Source organism: Nonomuraea sp. NPDC049486, from assembly GCF_040676925.1.
In the GTDB taxonomy this organism is placed as follows: Bacteria; Actinomycetota; Actinomycetes; order Streptosporangiales; family Streptosporangiaceae; genus Nonomuraea; species Nonomuraea ferruginea.
The window spans coordinates 249,424-265,940 of sequence record NZ_JBFAPV010000001.1; the positions used below are offsets into that span (position 1 = coordinate 249,424).

16 protein-coding genes are annotated in these 16,517 nt (G+C 71.6%); 11 read left to right on the top strand and 5 right to left on the bottom strand.

What is annotated here, in order from left to right; all coding sequences use genetic code 11:
• Positions 1-14: 14 nt before the first annotated feature.
• The 3 genes from AB0K05_RS01225 (at position 15) to AB0K05_RS01235 (ending at position 3,719) form a co-directional block, all read left to right on the top strand.
• A complete protein-coding gene (locus tag AB0K05_RS01225; RefSeq protein WP_261809082.1) occupies positions 15-287 on the top strand; it encodes a WXG100 family type VII secretion target in 273 nt (90 codons plus the stop codon).
• Positions 288-362: 75 nt separating this feature from the next.
• Positions 363-1,508: a S8 family serine peptidase gene (locus AB0K05_RS01230; RefSeq protein WP_345482817.1), complete on the top strand. Its 1,146-nt coding sequence runs from the start codon at positions 363-365 to the stop codon at positions 1,506-1,508.
• Positions 1,509-1,610: 102 nt separating this feature from the next.
• Positions 1,611-3,719: a serine/threonine protein kinase gene (locus AB0K05_RS01235; RefSeq protein WP_271279000.1), complete on the top strand. Its 2,109-nt coding sequence runs from the start codon at positions 1,611-1,613 to the stop codon at positions 3,717-3,719.
• 171 nt (positions 3,720-3,890) lie between these two features.
• Here AB0K05_RS01235 and AB0K05_RS01240 read toward each other — a convergent pair whose 3' ends face one another.
• From AB0K05_RS01240 to eccCa, 5 genes are all read right to left on the bottom strand, one after another.
• A complete protein-coding gene (locus AB0K05_RS01240; protein ID WP_246639401.1) occupies positions 3,891-4,175 on the bottom strand; it encodes a YbaB/EbfC family nucleoid-associated protein in 285 nt (94 codons plus the stop codon).
• A gap of 12 nt (positions 4,176-4,187) precedes the next feature.
• Positions 4,188-4,556, bottom strand: a complete 369-nt coding sequence (locus tag AB0K05_RS01245) for a YbaB/EbfC family nucleoid-associated protein (protein WP_271278999.1) — start codon at positions 4,554-4,556, stop codon at positions 4,188-4,190.
• Entirely contained in the window at positions 4,556-5,392 is an 837-nt protein-coding gene (locus AB0K05_RS01250; protein ID WP_148036984.1) for a hypothetical protein, read from the bottom strand. The genes AB0K05_RS01245 and AB0K05_RS01250 overlap by 1 nt, the downstream gene beginning before the upstream one ends.
• Positions 5,393-5,398: 6 nt before the next feature.
• Positions 5,399-5,839 carry a hypothetical protein gene (locus AB0K05_RS01255; RefSeq protein ID WP_148036985.1) on the bottom strand — a complete coding sequence of 147 codons (441 nt, stop codon included), beginning with the start codon at positions 5,837-5,839 and terminating at the stop codon, positions 5,399-5,401.
• 120 nt (positions 5,840-5,959) lie between these two features.
• Entirely contained in the window at positions 5,960-9,949 is a 3,990-nt protein-coding gene (gene eccCa / locus AB0K05_RS01260; protein ID WP_364225497.1) for a type VII secretion protein EccCa, read from the bottom strand.
• A 149-nt stretch (positions 9,950-10,098) separates the two neighbouring features.
• On the opposite strand from eccCa, the gene eccD reads away from it, so the two are divergent.
• From eccD to AB0K05_RS01300, 8 genes are all read left to right on the top strand, one after another.
• Positions 10,099-11,571: a type VII secretion integral membrane protein EccD gene (gene eccD / locus AB0K05_RS01265; RefSeq protein ID WP_148036987.1), complete on the top strand. Its 1,473-nt coding sequence runs from the start codon at positions 10,099-10,101 to the stop codon at positions 11,569-11,571.
• 22 nt (positions 11,572-11,593) lie between these two features.
• Entirely contained in the window at positions 11,594-12,037 is a 444-nt protein-coding gene (locus AB0K05_RS01270; protein WP_148036988.1) for a YbaB/EbfC family DNA-binding protein, read from the top strand.
• Between the two features lie 219 nt (positions 12,038-12,256).
• On the top strand, positions 12,257-12,604 hold the full coding sequence (locus tag AB0K05_RS01275; RefSeq protein ID WP_364225501.1) for a WXG100 family type VII secretion target: 348 nt from the start codon (positions 12,257-12,259) through the stop codon (positions 12,602-12,604).
• Positions 12,605-12,621: 17 nt separating this feature from the next.
• The gene (locus AB0K05_RS01280; protein WP_148036990.1) at positions 12,622-12,927 is read left to right on the top strand and encodes a WXG100 family type VII secretion target; all 306 of its coding nucleotides are present in this window, start codon (positions 12,622-12,624) and stop codon (positions 12,925-12,927) included.
• Positions 12,928-13,006: 79 nt separating this feature from the next.
• Positions 13,007-13,399: a hypothetical protein gene (locus AB0K05_RS01285; RefSeq protein WP_148036991.1), complete on the top strand. Its 393-nt coding sequence runs from the start codon at positions 13,007-13,009 to the stop codon at positions 13,397-13,399.
• A 7-nt stretch (positions 13,400-13,406) separates the two neighbouring features.
• On the top strand, positions 13,407-14,723 hold the full coding sequence (locus AB0K05_RS01290) for a hypothetical protein (protein ID WP_271278996.1): 1,317 nt from the start codon (positions 13,407-13,409) through the stop codon (positions 14,721-14,723).
• A 4-nt stretch (positions 14,724-14,727) separates the two neighbouring features.
• A complete protein-coding gene (locus tag AB0K05_RS01295) occupies positions 14,728-15,765 on the top strand; it encodes a type VII secretion target (RefSeq protein WP_364225506.1) in 1,038 nt (345 codons plus the stop codon).
• Positions 15,762-16,514: a hypothetical protein gene (locus AB0K05_RS01300; protein WP_271278994.1), complete on the top strand. Its 753-nt coding sequence runs from the start codon at positions 15,762-15,764 to the stop codon at positions 16,512-16,514. The genes AB0K05_RS01295 and AB0K05_RS01300 overlap by 4 nt, the downstream gene beginning before the upstream one ends.
• Positions 16,515-16,517: the final 3 nt, after the last annotated feature.

Consider the following 16,517-nt stretch of genomic DNA (forward strand, 5'->3'; position numbering starts at 1 on the left):
ACCAGGAGGTTTGCGTGAGCCAGAGCATGCTCGGCGGCGACCCTGCAGAGATGCAGGCGATGTCCGCTCAGTTCAAGCAGCAGTCCGAGGCGGTGCGCGCCACGATGGCGGCGCTGGACAAGGAGGCCGCCAAGGTCGGTACGGCCTGGACCGGCCCGGGAGCCCAGAAGTTCCAGGGCGCCTGGCAGAACTACCGGACCGCCTTCCAGCGCATGACCGAGGAGCTCGTCGAGGCGTCCCGGGTCATCGACACCTACCGGGGCAACATCGAGTCCGCGACCCGCTGACGGCGGCGCCGCGGAGGCCCCGGTCCGGGGTCGGGGCCTCCGCGCGCCGGCCCGGGCGCGCTACGCTTTCCCGACATGATCGGTCGCGCCCTCCTGGCGAGCCTGCTCGCCCTGCACCTCGCCGCGGTTCCCGCGGCGGCCGCGCCCGACGACTGCAGACCGGAGAAGGGCACGCTCCAGCTGCCCGCCGGCGAGCCGTGGGCGCAGAAACGTCTCGACGTCAAGAACGCCTGGCGGCTGACCAGGGGCGCCGGGGTGACGGTCGCCGTCATCGACAGCGGCGTCGACTACGGCCACCCGCAGCTGCGCGTCTCCAAGATCGTCGACGAGACGCACACCGGCCACCACGACTGCGTCGGCCACGGCACCGCCGTCTCCGGCATCATCGCCGCCCGCTACGTGGCCGGCGTCCCCTTCCACGGCGTCGCGCCCGACGCCAGGCTCGTCGTGCTCAAGCAGAGCAACAAGAGAGACGGCGACATCCGCAAGCTGGTCGACGCCATCAACCACGCGGTCGACGCCGGGGCCGACGTGATCAACGTCTCCGTGCGCGCCTCCGACCACACGTCCCTGCGGGCCGCGGTGCAGCGGGCGCTGGCCAGCGACATCGTCGTGGTGGCCGCCGCCGGGAACGTCACCGGCCCCGACGACGAGAGCGTGCCCGCCTATCCCGCGGCCTACGACGGCGTGCTGTCCGTGGGCGGGGCCGCGCCCGACGGCCGCCGCGTCGACTCCTCCAACGCCGCCACCCCGGTCGGCGTGGTCGGCCCCGGCACGGACATCACCGCCCCCTGGCCGGGCAAGGCCTACAAGCGCGGCCTGGAGGGCACCAGCTACGCCACCCCGTACGTGGCCGGCACCGCCGCCCTGGTCCGGGCCCGCTTCCCGGGGCTCAACCAGGAGCAGGTGCGCCGGCGCATCATCGCCACCGCCGACGGCACGGCCGGCGCGGGCACCGGCGCGGGCATGGTGAACCCGGTGCTCGCGGTCACGGCCGTGCTGCCGTACGAGGCCGCCAACGCGCCCGTGGTGGCCGATCCGCCGCCGACCGCGCTGCCGGCCGACGCCATCGCCAAGGTCCCGCCCCGCGACGAGACCGCCATCGGCATCGCCACGGCGGTGGGGGGCGGGGCGCTGCTCGCCGCCATGGTGGCGGTGGCGCTGGCGCTGCTCGTGCCGCTGGGCCGGCGCCGGGGCTGGCGGCCCGGCCGGACGTCTTGAGGCTGTCCTGTGGGTGAATTGTCAATTCGTCGGTGAAACTACTGATGCAAAAGTGGTAGATGCGGTTGAATGTCCCTTCGAGATCATGGTTTTACTGAAGGGATGGAGATGCACCCCCTGCTGCCGGGTGATCCCGAAAAGCTGGGCGCGTACGTCATCTCAGGACGGTTGGCTGACGGGCCGCGCGGAGCGGTGTTCCTCGGCAAGGAGTCCGATGACGCGCCGCTGACAGTGATCAAGTTATTGCCTCCAGTGCCGGAGGGCGGCGACGACGGCGTCGCGAGGCTCACCGGGGTGCAGCGCGTGTCCAGCGCGTACGTCGCCAGGACTTTGGAGGCCGGCGAGCACGGCGACCACCTCTATGTGGCCCGTGAGTACGTCGAGGGCCGTACGCTCGCCGAGGTGGTGGCCGAGGACGGCCCGCTCGACGGCGACGGCCTGGAACGGGTGGCCGTGGGTGTGCTCACCGCGCTGACCGCGGTCCACCTGGCCGGCATCACCCACCGGGGTCTCACCCCGCACAACGTCATCATCGGCGCCGACGGCCCCCGTGTGACCGACCTGGACCAGGGCGAGCCGGTGGGCGAGCTGGGCTTCCGGGCTCCGGAGCAGGTCAGGGGCCTGGCGTACGGGCCCTACGCCGACGTGTTCGCCTGGGCGGCGACCGTGGTGTTCGCCGCGACCGGGCAGCCGCCGTTCGGCCATGACGAGGACGCGCTGCTGAACGCGCAGCCCGAGCTCGGCGACCTGGCCGAGCCGCTGCGCCGGGTGGTGATGTCGGCGCTGTCCAAGGACGTCGCGCAGCGGCCGACCACGTACATGGCGCTGCTGCAGCTCCTCGGCGACAAGCGCGGCGGGGTCGTCGCCCAGAAGGGCGCCCAGGCCGACGGAGAGCCTCTGCAGGGCGTGCCCGTGCAGGGGGTGCCGCTCGACGGCGTGCCGACGCAGATGATGCCTCCTCAGGGCGTGCCTCCGCAGCAGTCCTGGGGGCCGCCGCCCGTGCCTCAGCAAGGCGGGCACCCCGGCGTGCCTCCGCAGGGAGCGCTGCAGGGGAGCGCCGAGCCGATGCAGGGCGTGCCGATGCCGCCGCCGGCCCCGGCCTGGGAGCCTCCGCGCGAGCAGACGCGGCAGGCGCCCGTGGCGGGGCAGACGGTGTCCTCCAGCCCGCGGCGCAAGTTCCCGGCGGGTCTGGTCGCCGCGGTGGGCGCGCTGGCGCTGCTGTCCGGTGTGGGGCTCTGGGGCGCCAACCAGTACGCCTCGACCCAGCGCTTCGAGCCGGTGGCGGCGGCCGGGGACCAGGCCGACGGGCGGGGCTCCGGCAGCGAGAAGGTGGAGAACGGCGTCGCGCAGGCGGAGCAGAACCCGCCGCCGCAGGGTGAGCCTCAGCAGAGCCAGCCCGAGGTGACGGTGCCGTGGGCCAGCCCGACCAACGGCAACCCGAACGACGTCGGCCCCATGGTGCTGCCCAACGACTGGGAGTCGCAGTCGCCCGCGCCGCCGGAGCTGAGCACCGTGCCGACGCCCGTGCAGATCGCCACCCAGTCGGTCACCCAGCCGACCCAGGCGCAGCCGACGGTGACCGTGACGGAGTCCTCCGACGCGACCCAGACGGAGAGGTCGAGGCCGCGCCCGTCGAAGTCGGAGGACATGGTCCATCCGACGCCGACGGTCACCGTCACGCAGACCCCGACCCCGACCCCGACGCCGTCCCCGACGGTCACGGTGACGGTCACGCCGACGCCGACCGTCACGGAGACCGCCACGCCCGAGCCGCCCCCGGCGGACACCGCGCCGCCCACGGCGAAGCCCACGGCCACGGCGAAGCCCACGGCGACGGTCAAGCCGACCGCGACGCCGACCAAGAAGCCGACCGCGACGCCCTCGGCGAAGAACCCGTACACGGCCGTCCAGGTCTGCGGTTCCGGCTTCGTCGTGCAGCGCCAGCAGGCGTTCAAGGGCGGCGAGACCTACCAGCTCTGGAACAACGCCACCGGTGAGAACTGCGCGGTCACCCTGAAGCGGGTGAACGTCGGCAAGGCCTCCGAGGTGAGCGTCACGCTGGAGGTGCAGGGCGGCGAGGCCAAGACCGCTCTGGGCAACTACGAGTACTACGCCGGACCGATCAAGCTGCCCGCCAAGGGCAAGTGCGTCCGGTTCGCCGGCAGCGTCGGCGACGAAGGCATGAGGACCGGCTGGGGCAACTGCGGCTGATCCAGGAGCGAGAACCCCTCCGGGTGACCCCCGGAGGGGACTCGTACTCGAAACCCCACCGGCTGACGCCCGAGGGGGACAGGTACGCGAAATCCCCCACCGGCGATGCCGGAGGGGGATGAGTACTCAGAAACCCCTCCAGGAGGCCCTGGAGGGGGTTTTTCTTTCCTGTCAGTGGAGGCCGGGCAGGAGACGGGATCTGGCGGTCTCGGCTTCTTCCTCCGCACGGGTGATGGCGGCGAGGATCTCGTCGGCGAGCCGGCGGGCGTCCAGCCGGCTCCGGCTCACCGGATGGATCCGCAGGTCGAGCAGGACACCGAGGGCGTCCGTCGTCGCGACGACGCGGCCTTCGTCGGCCCGCCCGGTGAACCGGCGCGCGCTCCACTCGGCCGCCGCCTCCTCGGCCCGCCGGGCCGTGGAGACCAGCTCGTCCAGGCGCGCCATCGCCTCTTCCATCTCCCGCACCGCTCAGCCCTCCCGCATGACACGCTCGACGTGGGGCGCCAGAGGATCGGCGGCCGAGGCAGGATCGCCGGTCAGCTCCGCCAGCCGGTCGCCCATGGCGGTCCGCGCCGCCCCGACGGCCTCCTTGACGGCCTCGGCCAGCCGCTCGTGGTCCAGGTCGCGCAGGCCCCTGGCGTCGATGTCGAGCCCGAGCAGCCGCCCCGTGCCGGAGACCCGGGCCCGGACAATGCCGCTCGCGTCGGCGCCCTCCAGCCGCTCCCTCGACAGCTCCTCCAACATGCCGGTGACCCTGGCGGTCCAGCCGTCCATCTCGCGCAGCAGAGCGGCGAGGTCGCCCTCCCGGCCCGCGGCGAACGCGTCGATCTCGCCCATCAGTCCTGCACCGCCGGCACCCACATGTCGTCCACCGTGGCGTCCTCGATCGTGTCCGACAGGTTCAGCTCGCGCGCCCCGAGGTTCGGGTCGCCGGAGTTGTAGAAGGCGCCCCTGAGGTCGTTGAGCTTCAGCTCCAGCTTGTTGAGATCGCCCTCGTACGAGTTGTAGATGTCGGCGAACTGCTTGACGAGGTTGCCGAGCGCGGTCGTGAACACGCCGACCTGGGTCGCGAGGGCGACCTTGGCGACGGGGTGCGCGCTCATGGCGGCCAGGGTCCGCAGGATCGGCGCCGAGGCGGCGTACAGCCCCATGACCGACAGGTCGTACTCCAGGACCTCCTTGTACTGGCCGTGCATCGTGCCGCTCATCTCGTCGCTGACCTTGCCGAGCTGGCTGAACAGGCCGTTGACGTTGAACCGGACGTACTGCTGCAGCATGCCCGCGGCCTGGCCGTTCCAGTTCGGGGAGATGTCGTCGAAGTAGCCACGCCACAGGTTGGACCGGTTGCCCTCCAGCGACCCGGACATCTCCTTCCAGGTCTCGCGCCGGTCGTAGAACAGGAACGGGTTGCCCAGGTTGGCCGTGGCCGCGACGTCCATGGCGAGCGCGCCCAGGCCGAGGCCGGAGAGCATCATCGCGCCCCTGGTCGTCTGCCTCAGCGGGTTGAGCTGGGTGACCAGGCGCTTGAAGAAGCCGGGGTCGGTGCGCGTGGCGGCGGGCGGCACCTGGACGGTCCTGGTGACGTTGCCGTGGTTGTTGGCGAGGTGGAGCTGCTGGGTGCCCTGCGGGGGAGTGGTCTGGCCGGGCAGGATCAGCCGGGGGTCAGGCGCCATGATCTCTCAGTTCTCCCCGCCGGGGTTCTCCGCCTGCCGGTAGTTGGCGGCCGCCCTGCTGACCTTGGCGGCGTCCGTACGGAGCACGTCGCGCAGGATGCCCGCGCTGTCGCGCCAGGTGTCGGAGATGGTGTTGAGGCGGTTGACGAACATCAGGCCGATGACGGGGACGCCGGCCAGGGGGACCAGGTTCCAGCCTTCGAAGCGCGGGGTCCGCTCCCTGACCAGGCCCACGCCGTCGGCGGTGCCGCTCATGGTGCCGGCGAACCCGTCGATGTGGCCGGTCCGGGTCTCGTAGCCTGGCAGGTTCGTGCCGCCCGCGGGGTCGTGGCGGACCGGCGTCGCCGTCGCCGCCGTGGGCCGCAGCGACGGCGGCAGGCAGACGGGCGGCGGGCACGCGGGGTTGTGCGGGCACGGGCTCAGCGGGGATGCCTCTTCGGTCGACACGTGATCTTTGTACCACCCGAATAAGCCTGAAAAATCGGCATTCGCCCAGGTGAAGGGCAATAGGCGCTCGCCGTTCACGATCATGTAACCGGGCGTTTCCCGGCCCCCGCCGTCAGGGCGTCACCGCTGCTCCTGCTCCAGGTACGCGGTCTGGATCAGGCGCGAGCCGTTCCGCCGGTCGACGTAGAAGCCGCGCCCCACGGGCAGCTGCTGCGGCCGGACGTTGCCGAAGAGCTGGCCCTCCTCCCGGTTGCCCGACATGATCAGCGCCGGGCTGGCCATCTCCTTCAGGCGCTGCACGGCCTGGTCGAACATGGCCCGGCTGGCGCCGCCGCTCTGACGGGCCAGCACCAGGTGCAGGCCGATGTCCCGGGCCTGCGGCAGCAGGTCGGCCAGGTGCGCCAGCGGGTTGGCGTTGGCGGTCGCCACGAGGTCGTAGTCGTCCACCACGATGTACAGGTCCGCGCCCTGCCACCAGCTCCGCGACCGGAGCTGCTCGGGCGTGAGATCGGCGGGCGGCAGGCGCTTGAGCAGGGCCGAGCGGGCGTCCTTGATCAGGTCGTTGGCCGCGGTGCTGGAGGCGGCGTAGCCGATGCGGTGGTCGGTCACCGCCGTGTCCAGCAGCGACCGCCGGTAGTCGATCACGATCATCATGGCCTCGCCCGGCGTCTGCCGCGCGACCACGCCCTCCATGATCAGCTTGAGCACGTTGGACTTGCCGCACTCGTTGTCGCCGAACACCACGAAGTGCGGGTCGGTCTCGAAGTCGAGCGCGACGGGCGCCAGCGCGTCCTCGTCGATGCCGATCGCGATCCGGCGCGGGCCCGTCAGCTCCGGCCCCGGCAGGTCGGCCGCGGGCAGCAGCGACGGCAGCAGGCGCACCGGCGGCGCCGACGGCCCCTGCCACGCCTTGCGTACGTTCTCGACCAGCGAACGCATGCCGTCGGAGACGTCGTCCGCCCCGCGCCGCCCGTCGATCCGCGGCAGCGCCGCGAGGAAGTGCATGCCGTCCCTGGTCAGGCCGCGTCCCGGCGACTCTTCGGGCACGGCGAGCGACGCCTTCCTGCTGATCTCCGACTCGTACGCGTCACCCAGCTTGAACTCGATCCTGGTGCCGAACAGGTCCCTGATGGCCGGCCGGAACTCCGACCACTTGTTGGTCGTGGCCACGACGTGGATGCCGTAACCCAGCCCGCGGGCCGCCAGGTCGGTGATCACGGCCTCCAGGCTCTCGAACTCCTGTCTGATCGTCAGCCATCCGTCGATGACCAGGAACACGTCGCCGAAGCCGTCGCTCTGGGCGCTGCCCTCGCCGACCATCTTGCGGTAGGTGGCGATGGACTCGATGCCGCGCTCGGCGAACCCCCGCTCCCGCTGCCGCAGGATCCCCGACACCTCGGCCACGGTCCTGCGCACCCGGTCGGCGTCGAGCCTGGTGGCCACGCCGCCCACGTGCGGCAGCCCCTCCAGCGTGCCCAGGCCGCCGCCGCCGAAGTCCAGGCAGTAGAACTGCACCTCGGCCGGCGTGTGGGTGAGCGCCATGCCGGTGACGAGCGTGCGCAGCACGTTGCTCTTGCCGCTCTGCGGGCCGCCGGCCACGCCGACGTGCCCGGCGGCGCCGGACAGGTCCAGCCAGTACGGGTCGCGCCGCTGCTCGAACGGCTTGTCGATGATGCCGATGACGGCGTGCAGCGTCCCCCTGCCGTTCCAGCCCGGCGTGGACAGCCCGAGCTCGGGGGTCACCGAGAGCGGCGGCAGCAGGTGCGCCAGCGTGGGCGGCTCGCCGAGCGGCGGCAGCCAGATGCGGTGGGCCGCGGGTCCGTGCCCCTGCAGGCGCCGCACCAGGATGTCGAGCAGGCTGGTCTGCGAAGGGGAGCGCTCGTCCACCTCCGCCGCCGGGGCCTCCTTGGGCTTCGGCTTGACGGGCAGCGGCACGTACGCCGGGCCGTACTCGACGACCTGGCGCAGGATCGTGTGGCCGTCGTCGCCGCTCACGCGCCGGCCGTCCGGCTGGTAGGCGCCCGACACGTACGCGGCCTTGAACCTGGTCATGCCGGTGGTGTCGAACTTGAGGTAGCCGTTGCCCGGCGCGGAGGGCAGCTCGTAGGCGTCGGCCACGCCGAGCACGACCCGGCTCTCCATGGCGGAGAACGTCCGCAGGCCGATCCGGTACGACAGGTGGGTGTCCAGGCCGCGCAGCCGCCCTTCCTCCAGGCGCTGCGAGGCCAGCAGCAGGTGCACGCCGAGCGAGCGGCCCAACCGGCCGATCATGACGAACAGCTCGACGAACTCCGGCTTGGCCGACAGCAGCTCGCTGAACTCGTCCAGCACCACGAAGAGCGTCGGCATCGGCGCCAGGTCCGCTCCCTGCTCCCTGGCCCGCTCGTAGTCGCGCAGCGAGGCGTAGTTGCCCGCCGACCGCAGCAGTTCCTGGCGGCGCACCATCTCGCCGTGCAGGGCGTCGTACATGCGGTCGACCAGCGGGAGCTCGTCCTCCAGGTTGGTGATGACCGCCGAGACGTGGGAGAGGGAGTCGAGCCCGAGGAAGGTCGCGCCGCCCTTGAAGTCGACCAGGACGAAGTTGAGGATCTCGGACGAGTGCGTCACCGCCAGGCCCAGCACCAGCGTGCGCAGCAGCTCCGACTTGCCGGAGCCGGTGGCCCCGATGACCAGCCCGTGCGGCCCCATGCCGCCCTGCGCGGACTCCTTGATGTCCAGCTCCACGACCCGGCCGTCGGCGCCGAGCCCGATCGGCACCCGCAGCCTGTTGCGGCCGGCCCGCGGCCGCCAGGCGACCGCCGGGTCCAGCAGGCCGGGATCGCCCACGCCCAGCAGGTCGGTCAGCGTGGTGTTGGCCGCCAGCACGTCCTCGGCGTCGCCGCCGCCGGACGCCGAGGTGCGTAACGGCGCGAGCTGCCTGGCCAGGCCCTCGGCCCGCAGGTAGTCGAGGCCGTCGGGATCGCCGAGCCGGGTCCTGTGCTCCTTGCCCGCGTGGTCGAGCTTCACCATGTGGAACCCGTCAGGCTGGACGTCCAGCCGCAGCGTGCTCTTCTCCTCCACGTCGGCGGACGAGCCCGACAGGTCGATGACCGTCACGCCCTGGATGGCGTCGCTGCCGAGCTGCGAGTCCTGCGGCACGTGCCCGCCGTCCAGGATGAGCACGTGGTACGGGAGCGACTCGGCCGCCGCGCCGGGCCGGAACCGGGCGCGTTCCTTGAGCTCGCCGCCGACCAGCCGGTCCAGCTCGCCCAGGTTGTCGGTCATCAGGCGCACCTGGCCGGCCGCGTCCGTCTCCTCGGGATGCAGCGCGTGCGGCAGCCACTTGACCCATTCCCAGTACGTCATCCACTCGCTCCCGGCGCACACCATGATCCGCATGTCGTCGGGCGAGTGGAACACGGTCAGCTGGGCGATCATGGCGCGCACCAGGTCGCGCACGGTCCCGGGGTCGCCGCCGATCCGGATCCTGGCGAACGACCCGAGCGCCACGGCGACCGGCAGCCCGGCCACGGTGGAGTGCGCCCTGATGAACCTGCGCAGCGCGCCGGCCGCCAGCGCGTCCAGGTCCTCGACGGGCTTGGAGTCCGGCGGGATGAGCTGGATGGCCAGCTTCTGGACGCCGGTGCCCAGCCGCACGGTGGCGAAGTCCTCGTCGCGCGGGCGGCGCTCCCACAGCCGGGGTCCCATGGCGATCCACCACAGGGCGTCGGGCTCGGGCCCGCTCCACTCCAGGGCCTCGCGCTGCTGCCTGGCCGCGCGCCGGGTCTTCTTGCGCACCTGGCCCAGATAGCGGAAGTAGTCGCGGCGGGCGCCGTTGAGCTTGTACTTGCGCTCGCCGAGCTGGCGGGTGAGCTGGCCCGCCGTCATGCCGACCATGGACAGCGCGAACAGGCCGCTGGCCACGTACATGATCGGGTTGGCGTTGCCGAAGGCGGTGAACATGAGCGCCATCGCCGCCGCGCCCGCCAGCATCGGCAGGTAGGTGAGGGCCATCGAGAAGCCCTGCGGCTGGACCTCGGGAATCTCGGGCGGAGATTCGAGCAGGACCTCGCCGCGCGGCGGTTTGGGTCCCGGGCGGCGTTCTGGTCGGCGTACGACGACGATGCTCATCGAGACGTTCTTACCAGAAGAGACCCGATATGTTCTCTGTTGTCCGTGACCATTGGTGGGGACGGAGAGTAGAGATGGGACAGATCGTTCAGGGACCTCTGCCCGGCCCGCCGGCTTCGATCCCAGGGCCACCACCTGGACAGCCGCCGATGCACGGGCCACCACCCGGTGCGCGGGGGCCCGCCGGATACGCCGGGCCGCCGGGGCCGCCGCGCGGGCCGATCCAGCAGGGCGCCCTGTCGCAGGTTCCGGTGCCGCTGCCGGCCCAGTGCCACGTGACGATCGTCGGCCCCCGGCGCAAGGCGGACCTGGCCCTGCCCGCCGACATCCCGCTGCCGAACGTGCTGCCCAGCCTGCTGCGCGCGCTGGGCGAGGTGAACGGCGACTCCGCCGCCGCGCCCGGCTGGACGCTGCAGCGGCTCGGCGGCCAGCCGTTCGACCTGGGGCAGAGCCTCGGCTCGCTGGGCGTGCTCGACGGCGAGATCCTCTATCTCAGGCCGCGTGAGGCGATCCTGCCGCCGGCCCTGTTCGACGACGTGGCGGACGTGGTCGCCACCGGCGTGCGCGAGGGCCGCGGCGCCTGGTCGGCCACGCAGACCAGGGTCATGGGCGCGAGCGGCGCGACGGCCCTGCTCGTGCTGGGCGCGGTCGGCCTGGCGCTGTCCGGCATGCCGGCGCTGACCGTCACCATCGTGGCCGGGCTGCTGGCGCTGCTGCTGATCGTCACCGGCACGCTGCTGTCCAGGGCGGTCGGCGACTCGATGGCCGGGGCGCTGATCGGGCACTCGGCGCTGCCGTACGGGTTCGTCGCCGGCCTGTTCGCGCCGGGGACCTCGGCCGGGTTCGGCGCGCCGCACCTGCTGGCGGCGCTGGCCTGCCTGGCCCTGGTGGCCGCCGTGGGCGGCGCGCTGATCTCCGACGGCGTGCCCGGCTTCCTCGGCACGGCCGGCGTGGCCACGGTGGGCGGGATCTGCTCGGCGGTCGTGATGGTGTGGTCGCCGCCGCCGGCAGGGGTGGCGGCGGTGGCCATCGCGCTGCTGCTGGCGCTCAGCCCGCTGGTGCCCACGCTGTCGTTCCGGCTGGCCAAGGTGCCGCTGCCGGCCATGCCGACCACCGCGGAGGAGCTCCGCAACGACAACCAGCGCCTGGACGCGCCGGCCATCCAGGAGCGCACGCGGATCGCGCAGGGCTACGCCACCGGCATGGTCGCCGCGATCGCGCTCTCGGCGTTGATCGCCCTGGCGTTGCTGGTGCTCGCCGACGGCTGGGTGGCGGACGTCATGACGGTGTCGCTGTCGCTCACGCTCATCATGCGGGCCCGGGTGTTCCGCGGGCTCGGCCAGCGCGTCTGGCTGATCAGCACGGGCCTGGCGGGCCTGGCCATGCTGGCGATGTCGATGGTCGGCCAGGGCGAGATCGTCGGCTCGGTGGCCGTGGCCACCGGGATCCTGTGGCTGGCGCTGATGACGGTGGGCATCGGGTTGTGGCTGGCGACGGGCAGGCCGTCGCCGTTCTGGGGGCGCGCGGCCGACATCCTCGACGTGGCGCTGATCGTCCAGCTCTTCCCGCTCGCGCTGGGGGTCCTGGAGGTCTACACGTGGGTGCGCGGACTGTCCGGCTGATCTCGTACGGGAGGTTGAAGGCATGCAGGAGTTCGGCGACTTCGCCAACATCGACATCGAGAAGCTGCTCAAGGGCATGGACGACCAGATCGCCCGCCTGGAGAAGTTCCAGCGCGGCGCCGGCGACTGCGTGGGCCGGGCCGAGGACGAGGACGGCCTGGTCACGGTGGAGTACGACCAGACCGGCCTGCGCGAGCTGAACCTGCACCCCAAGGCCATGCGGCTGGCGTCGGGCGAGCTGGCCGACCTGATCAAGGTCGTGCTGGCCGAGGCCGTGGCCGACTTCCAGGTGAAGTTCACCGAGATGGCCGGCGAGGCGTTCGGCGAGCGGGGCAACCCCATGAAGCTCGCCACCGACCCGAGCTCGGCGCTGAACGACATCAAGAATGCGGAGGCGGCCTACGACCGGGCGTTCACCGACGTCATGGGCGAACTCGACCGCATCCGCCGCCGGCTGGAGATCTGACCCCGATCACCACAGCCGCACGTCCTCCTGGTCAGAAAGCCGCGGTTCCGCCACCAGGGCGTTCACTCGAACGTCGCTACAGCGCGACCAATCCGTAATCTGATATTTCTGGGAATCCTGGGGTTGATGTTGACTAACATGGCATTTGATGTTGTTCATGGGGGTCAGTTGCATGCTGTGCCCACGTGACGGACAACGCCATGTCGACTTGGAGGTCCAGTGTCTCTGTACGGGGCAAGTCCGACTCAGCTGACCAACGCGGCGGGTTACTGCCAGGACACCGCGCAGTACATCGAGGGCATGCGCCAGCGCGTGCAGCAGATCAAGGCCGACCTGACCAGCCAGGGCTGGCAGGGTGGCGCCGCGCAGCGGTTCGGCGCGGCGCTGGACCAGTGGGACGGGGAGTTCAAGGGCGTCATCAAGATCCTTGAGGACATCTACGACCGGCTCAACATCGGTGCCGGCGTCTACCGCAACGCGGCCGACCAGAACATGGACATCGCGGGCGGTTTCGTCGGCGACGGCGGCGCCGGTCGCATCGACTCCCTCATCAACGCCAACCGCTGAGCAGGACGGACAACGCCATGACCATGCCTGACGACTACACCTTTGTCCGGTTCGGCTCCATGGAGCAGGCCTACGAAGAGCTCAAGAAGGTCATCACCGAGCTCGACAGGGCCACCGACGACCTCTACGCCGACATCCAGCGGGAGCTCGGGGCGAGCTGGCAGGGTGACGCCGAAACCTACTTCGAGACCAAGCGCCAGCAGTGGAACCAGCACGAGAAGGCCATGGGCGAGCAGCTGTTCAAGGCCGCCGAGGCCGTCAACGTCGCCAAGGGCAACTACCAGTCCGCCGAGCAGCGCAACATCAGCATCTGGATGGACTAGCCCGGCTCGTACCCCCTCTCGGTCATCGTCGCGGAGCGGTGGCCGGGAGGACTGCTGCTAGCGGAAAGGAATGACGGGTATGGCCCTGCCGGACGAACGCGGTGCCGAGCTGCCGGTCGACCCCAACCTGTTCGACGCGAGGGAGAACTCGCCGGCCAGCATGCGAGTCATCGCCCAGGAGCTGCGGGCCAGCCTCGAAGCCATGCTGGGCAACGGCGAGCGGCCGAACGGCAACGTCAACCAGATCGCGACCGGCGACCGTCCGGCGGACGAGGAGATCCCGCTGACCACCTCCCAGATCGGTCAGTGGAACGACGCCTCGGCCCTCGCCGCGACCGTGGGCTCGCAGAACGCGGGCCAGAAGTTCGCCGAGGTCTACCAGAAGTTCATCGACGCGTACCGGGACGTGGTCGAAGCGGTGGAGGCCAGCGCCGCGAACCACGACGGCGCGCGCCAGGCCAACGAGGGATGATCGCCTGGTGAGCAAGCAGGAAATCGTCACCATCACGTCCTACGCCAGCGCGCCTTTCGGCGATCGGCCCTGCTCCACCAGCCAGGAGATCAACTCCTGGCTGAACAGCACCGATCCGGCCTACGTCCGGGGCGCCGGTCAGACGTACACCTTCGCGTCGAGCAAGGTCGAGCAGGCGATCAGCTCCCTGGAGGAGCACGCCGGCCGGATCGCCCAGATCTGGAAGGGCCCGGACGCCTCCAAGGCCCGCCAGGCGCTACAGCTCCTGCACGCCTCCGGCCAGGAGCTGTCGACCAAGATGCAGCAGATGGGCACCGCGCTGCAGTCGTACGCGGGCCACCTGGAGACCGCCAGGGAGGAGGCCAAGCGCGCGCCGACGGACGCGGAGATCGACGGCAACCATCTGCAGGGGACCGGCGCCGAGAAGCCCGACATCGAGCAGGCCGCCAAGAACATGATCGCGCAGGACGCGATCCACAAGCTGAACACGGAGATCGTCACGATCTTCGACAGCGAAGTCCCCGACTACATCATGTACGAGCTCCCGACGGTCAGCCTCCCCGGCACGGGCGGCGGGTACGAGAACCCCGGCTACCCGACCGGCTCCGGCACGCGGGGGCCCACCTTCGGCTCGACGGCGTACGACAGCTCCGGCGGCTGGGCAGGAGCCCCGGGCGGGACGAACCCGGGCGGCACCAACCCGGGCGGCACCAACCCCGGCGGGACGAACCCCGGCGGCTCCGACCCCGGAGGCACCAACCCGGACGGCTCCACCCCCGGCGGGACGGACCCGAACGACCCCGGCAACCCGAACAACCCGGACCCCGGCTCCCCTGACCCCGGCGCCCCGGGGAACCAGGACCCGAGCCGGAACCCCGGCTCCGGCACCGGCGACGGCACCGCGCCGTCGGTCATCGGCAACGAGGACCGTACGACCACCGACGGCGGGACCCGCACGGACCCGCGCCAGACCGACCTCGCGACCGTCACGCCGCAGACCCTGACGTTCACGCCCACCACGCTCGCGCCCGTGACCACCACGGTGGCCCCGCCCTCGGTCCTCACTCCCGTGGGCTCGACCCCGGGCGTCCCCTCGGTGATCGGCTCCCCGGGCATGCTCGGCGGCCAGTCCGCGCTGGGCGCCGCCGGGCGCGGAATCGGCGGGCCGATGGGCGGCATGCCGCTCATGCCGTTCATGGGCGGCGCGGGGGGCGCGGGCGGCGGCGGTGGTGACTACGGCGACGTCGAGCGCACCACGTACCTCTCCGAGGATCCCAACTCCTGGACGACCGGCCATGACACGACGGAACCCGTGATCGGATGAGCTGATGGGCAACACCTGGCCTACCTTCCCCACGCCCGGCTCCGACGGCCCGCCGTCGTCCGGGGTCTCCTTCACGAAGGGGGAGCTCGACCGCGCCGGGGGGCAGATCGGCGGCCATGTCACCTATCTCGAGACCCTCGGGGGCAGGACCGGCGACCTGAGCGTGCCCTGGCCCCACTTCGGCGTGCTCGGCATGGGCGTGCACGGCGCGCACGAATCGGCCATCGAGTCCCAGCGCGAGGCGCTGCAGCGGGCCAGGGAGGCGCTGGCGAGCTGGGAGCCCGCGCTCAGGGCGGCCGACGACAACTACAAGGAAGCCGACGACAACAGCGGCGGTCCCGACCTCCCCGGCGGCCCCGGCCCGGTCTCCGCCCCCAAGATGCCGGGACTCGACGGCCCTCAGCCCGAGATCCCGGGCGCCGACGTGCCCGGCCTCGACGTTCCCGGCGCCGACCTCCCCGGCACCGATCTCCCCGGTACGGACCTGCCGGGGACGGACCTGCCGGGCACCGATCTCCCCGGCACTGATCTCCCAGGGACCGACCTGCCGGGAACCCAGGACCCGTCGGCCGGCCTGCCGGGCACGGATCTGCCGGGAACCGGCCTGCCGAACACCGGCCTGCCCAACACCGACCAGGTGGACACGCGGGTCCCCGACCTCGACTCGGCCCTGAACAACCCCAACAAGACCGACCTGTCGTCCTACCAGCCCACGACGCCGAACGTGCCGTCCCTCGACCCCAACGCGACCGGCCTGGGCACCCGTACGGGGAACCAGCTCGGCGGCGTGCCCGGCACCGGCACCGGCATGGGCGCGGGCTCCGGCGGGGGCGGGCTCGCCCCGGGCGCCGCGGCCGGGCTGCGCGGCGGAGCGGGCACCCCGGGCATGCCGATGATGCCCATGATGCCGATGGGCGGCGGGGGCGCGGGCAGCGGCGAGGAACGCGACCGCGACAAGACCGTCGGGCTGTCCGAGGACGAGGGCGTCTGGGGCGGCGACGAGGACATCGCGCCTCAGGTGATCGGCCAGGAGGAGCTGTGAACGGGAAGGACGCCTTCAGCGCCGCCGCCATGATGTCCCTGACGGCGGCGGTCATGATCGCCCAACCGTGGGCCTTCTACGTCGCGGCCGCCTTCGGCACGCTGGTCTCCAACCCCGAAGGCATGGACGACTCCGCCACGAACTGGCGCTCCACGGACCAGAACGGGGTGACCACCGAGCTCGACAACCTGGTGACGGAGCTGGAGGCGCTGAAGACGCAGCTGAAGGAGGAGGGCAAGTGGGAGGGGGGCGCCTTCCAGTCGTTCTCGGGCGTCCACGGCAGCTTCGTCGAGTCGATCGGGCAGCTCAAGAACATCCGCGACGAGACCGGTAACGCCGTCTCCTCGACCGCCGACTTCATGAAGATCGTCTCCTACATCGTGCTCGCCATCGCCGGCGTCATGCTCGCCTGGGGCATCTTCTGCTTCGCGACCCGCTGGCATCCGGTCTCCGCCGTGACCGTGTACGGGATGAGCGCCGCTCTGGGTAAGGCCATCCTCGCCGCGACCAAGAAGATCGTGGCGAGCAACTGGAAGAAGACGGCGGTCCTGGCCGGGATCATGTTCCTGGCGGTCCAGTACACGCAGATGACCGGCCAGATGTTCCCCACCGTCGACCCCATCCCGTCGGAGATGTCCGTCCTCAACACCGGGGACCCGACGAGCATGCGGCAGCCGTTCACCAACGACGGCCTGGTCTACGACGAGGACACCGGTCAGCTCCGCCCGGACACCAACCTGCAGGTCTAGCCG

Bases quoted from the DNA above. Each gene is read 5' to 3' on its own strand.
- AB0K05_RS01230 (WP_345482817.1), top strand. From the start codon at position 363: ATGATCGGTCGCGCCCTCCTGGCGAGCCTGCTCGCCCTGCACCTCGCC.
- AB0K05_RS01235 (WP_271279000.1), top strand. From the start codon at position 1,611: ATGGAGATGCACCCCCTGCTGCCGGGTGATCCCGAAAAGCTGGGCGCG.
- AB0K05_RS01240 (WP_246639401.1), bottom strand. From the start codon at position 4,175: ATGGAAGAGGCGATGGCGCGCCTGGACGAGCTGGTCTCCACGGCCCGG.
- AB0K05_RS01245 (WP_271278999.1), bottom strand. From the start codon at position 4,556: ATGGGCGAGATCGACGCGTTCGCCGCGGGCCGGGAGGGCGACCTCGCC.
- AB0K05_RS01250 (WP_148036984.1), bottom strand. From the start codon at position 5,392: ATGGCGCCTGACCCCCGGCTGATCCTGCCCGGCCAGACCACTCCCCCG.
- eccCa (WP_364225497.1), bottom strand. From the start codon at position 9,949: ATGAGCATCGTCGTCGTACGCCGACCAGAACGCCGCCCGGGACCCAAA.
- eccD (WP_148036987.1), top strand. From the start codon at position 10,099: ATGCACGGGCCACCACCCGGTGCGCGGGGGCCCGCCGGATACGCCGGG.
- AB0K05_RS01270 (WP_148036988.1), top strand. From the start codon at position 11,594: ATGCAGGAGTTCGGCGACTTCGCCAACATCGACATCGAGAAGCTGCTC.
- AB0K05_RS01280 (WP_148036990.1), top strand. From the start codon at position 12,622: ATGACCATGCCTGACGACTACACCTTTGTCCGGTTCGGCTCCATGGAG.
- AB0K05_RS01285 (WP_148036991.1), top strand. From the start codon at position 13,007: ATGGCCCTGCCGGACGAACGCGGTGCCGAGCTGCCGGTCGACCCCAAC.
- AB0K05_RS01295 (WP_364225506.1), top strand. From the start codon at position 14,728: ATGGGCAACACCTGGCCTACCTTCCCCACGCCCGGCTCCGACGGCCCG.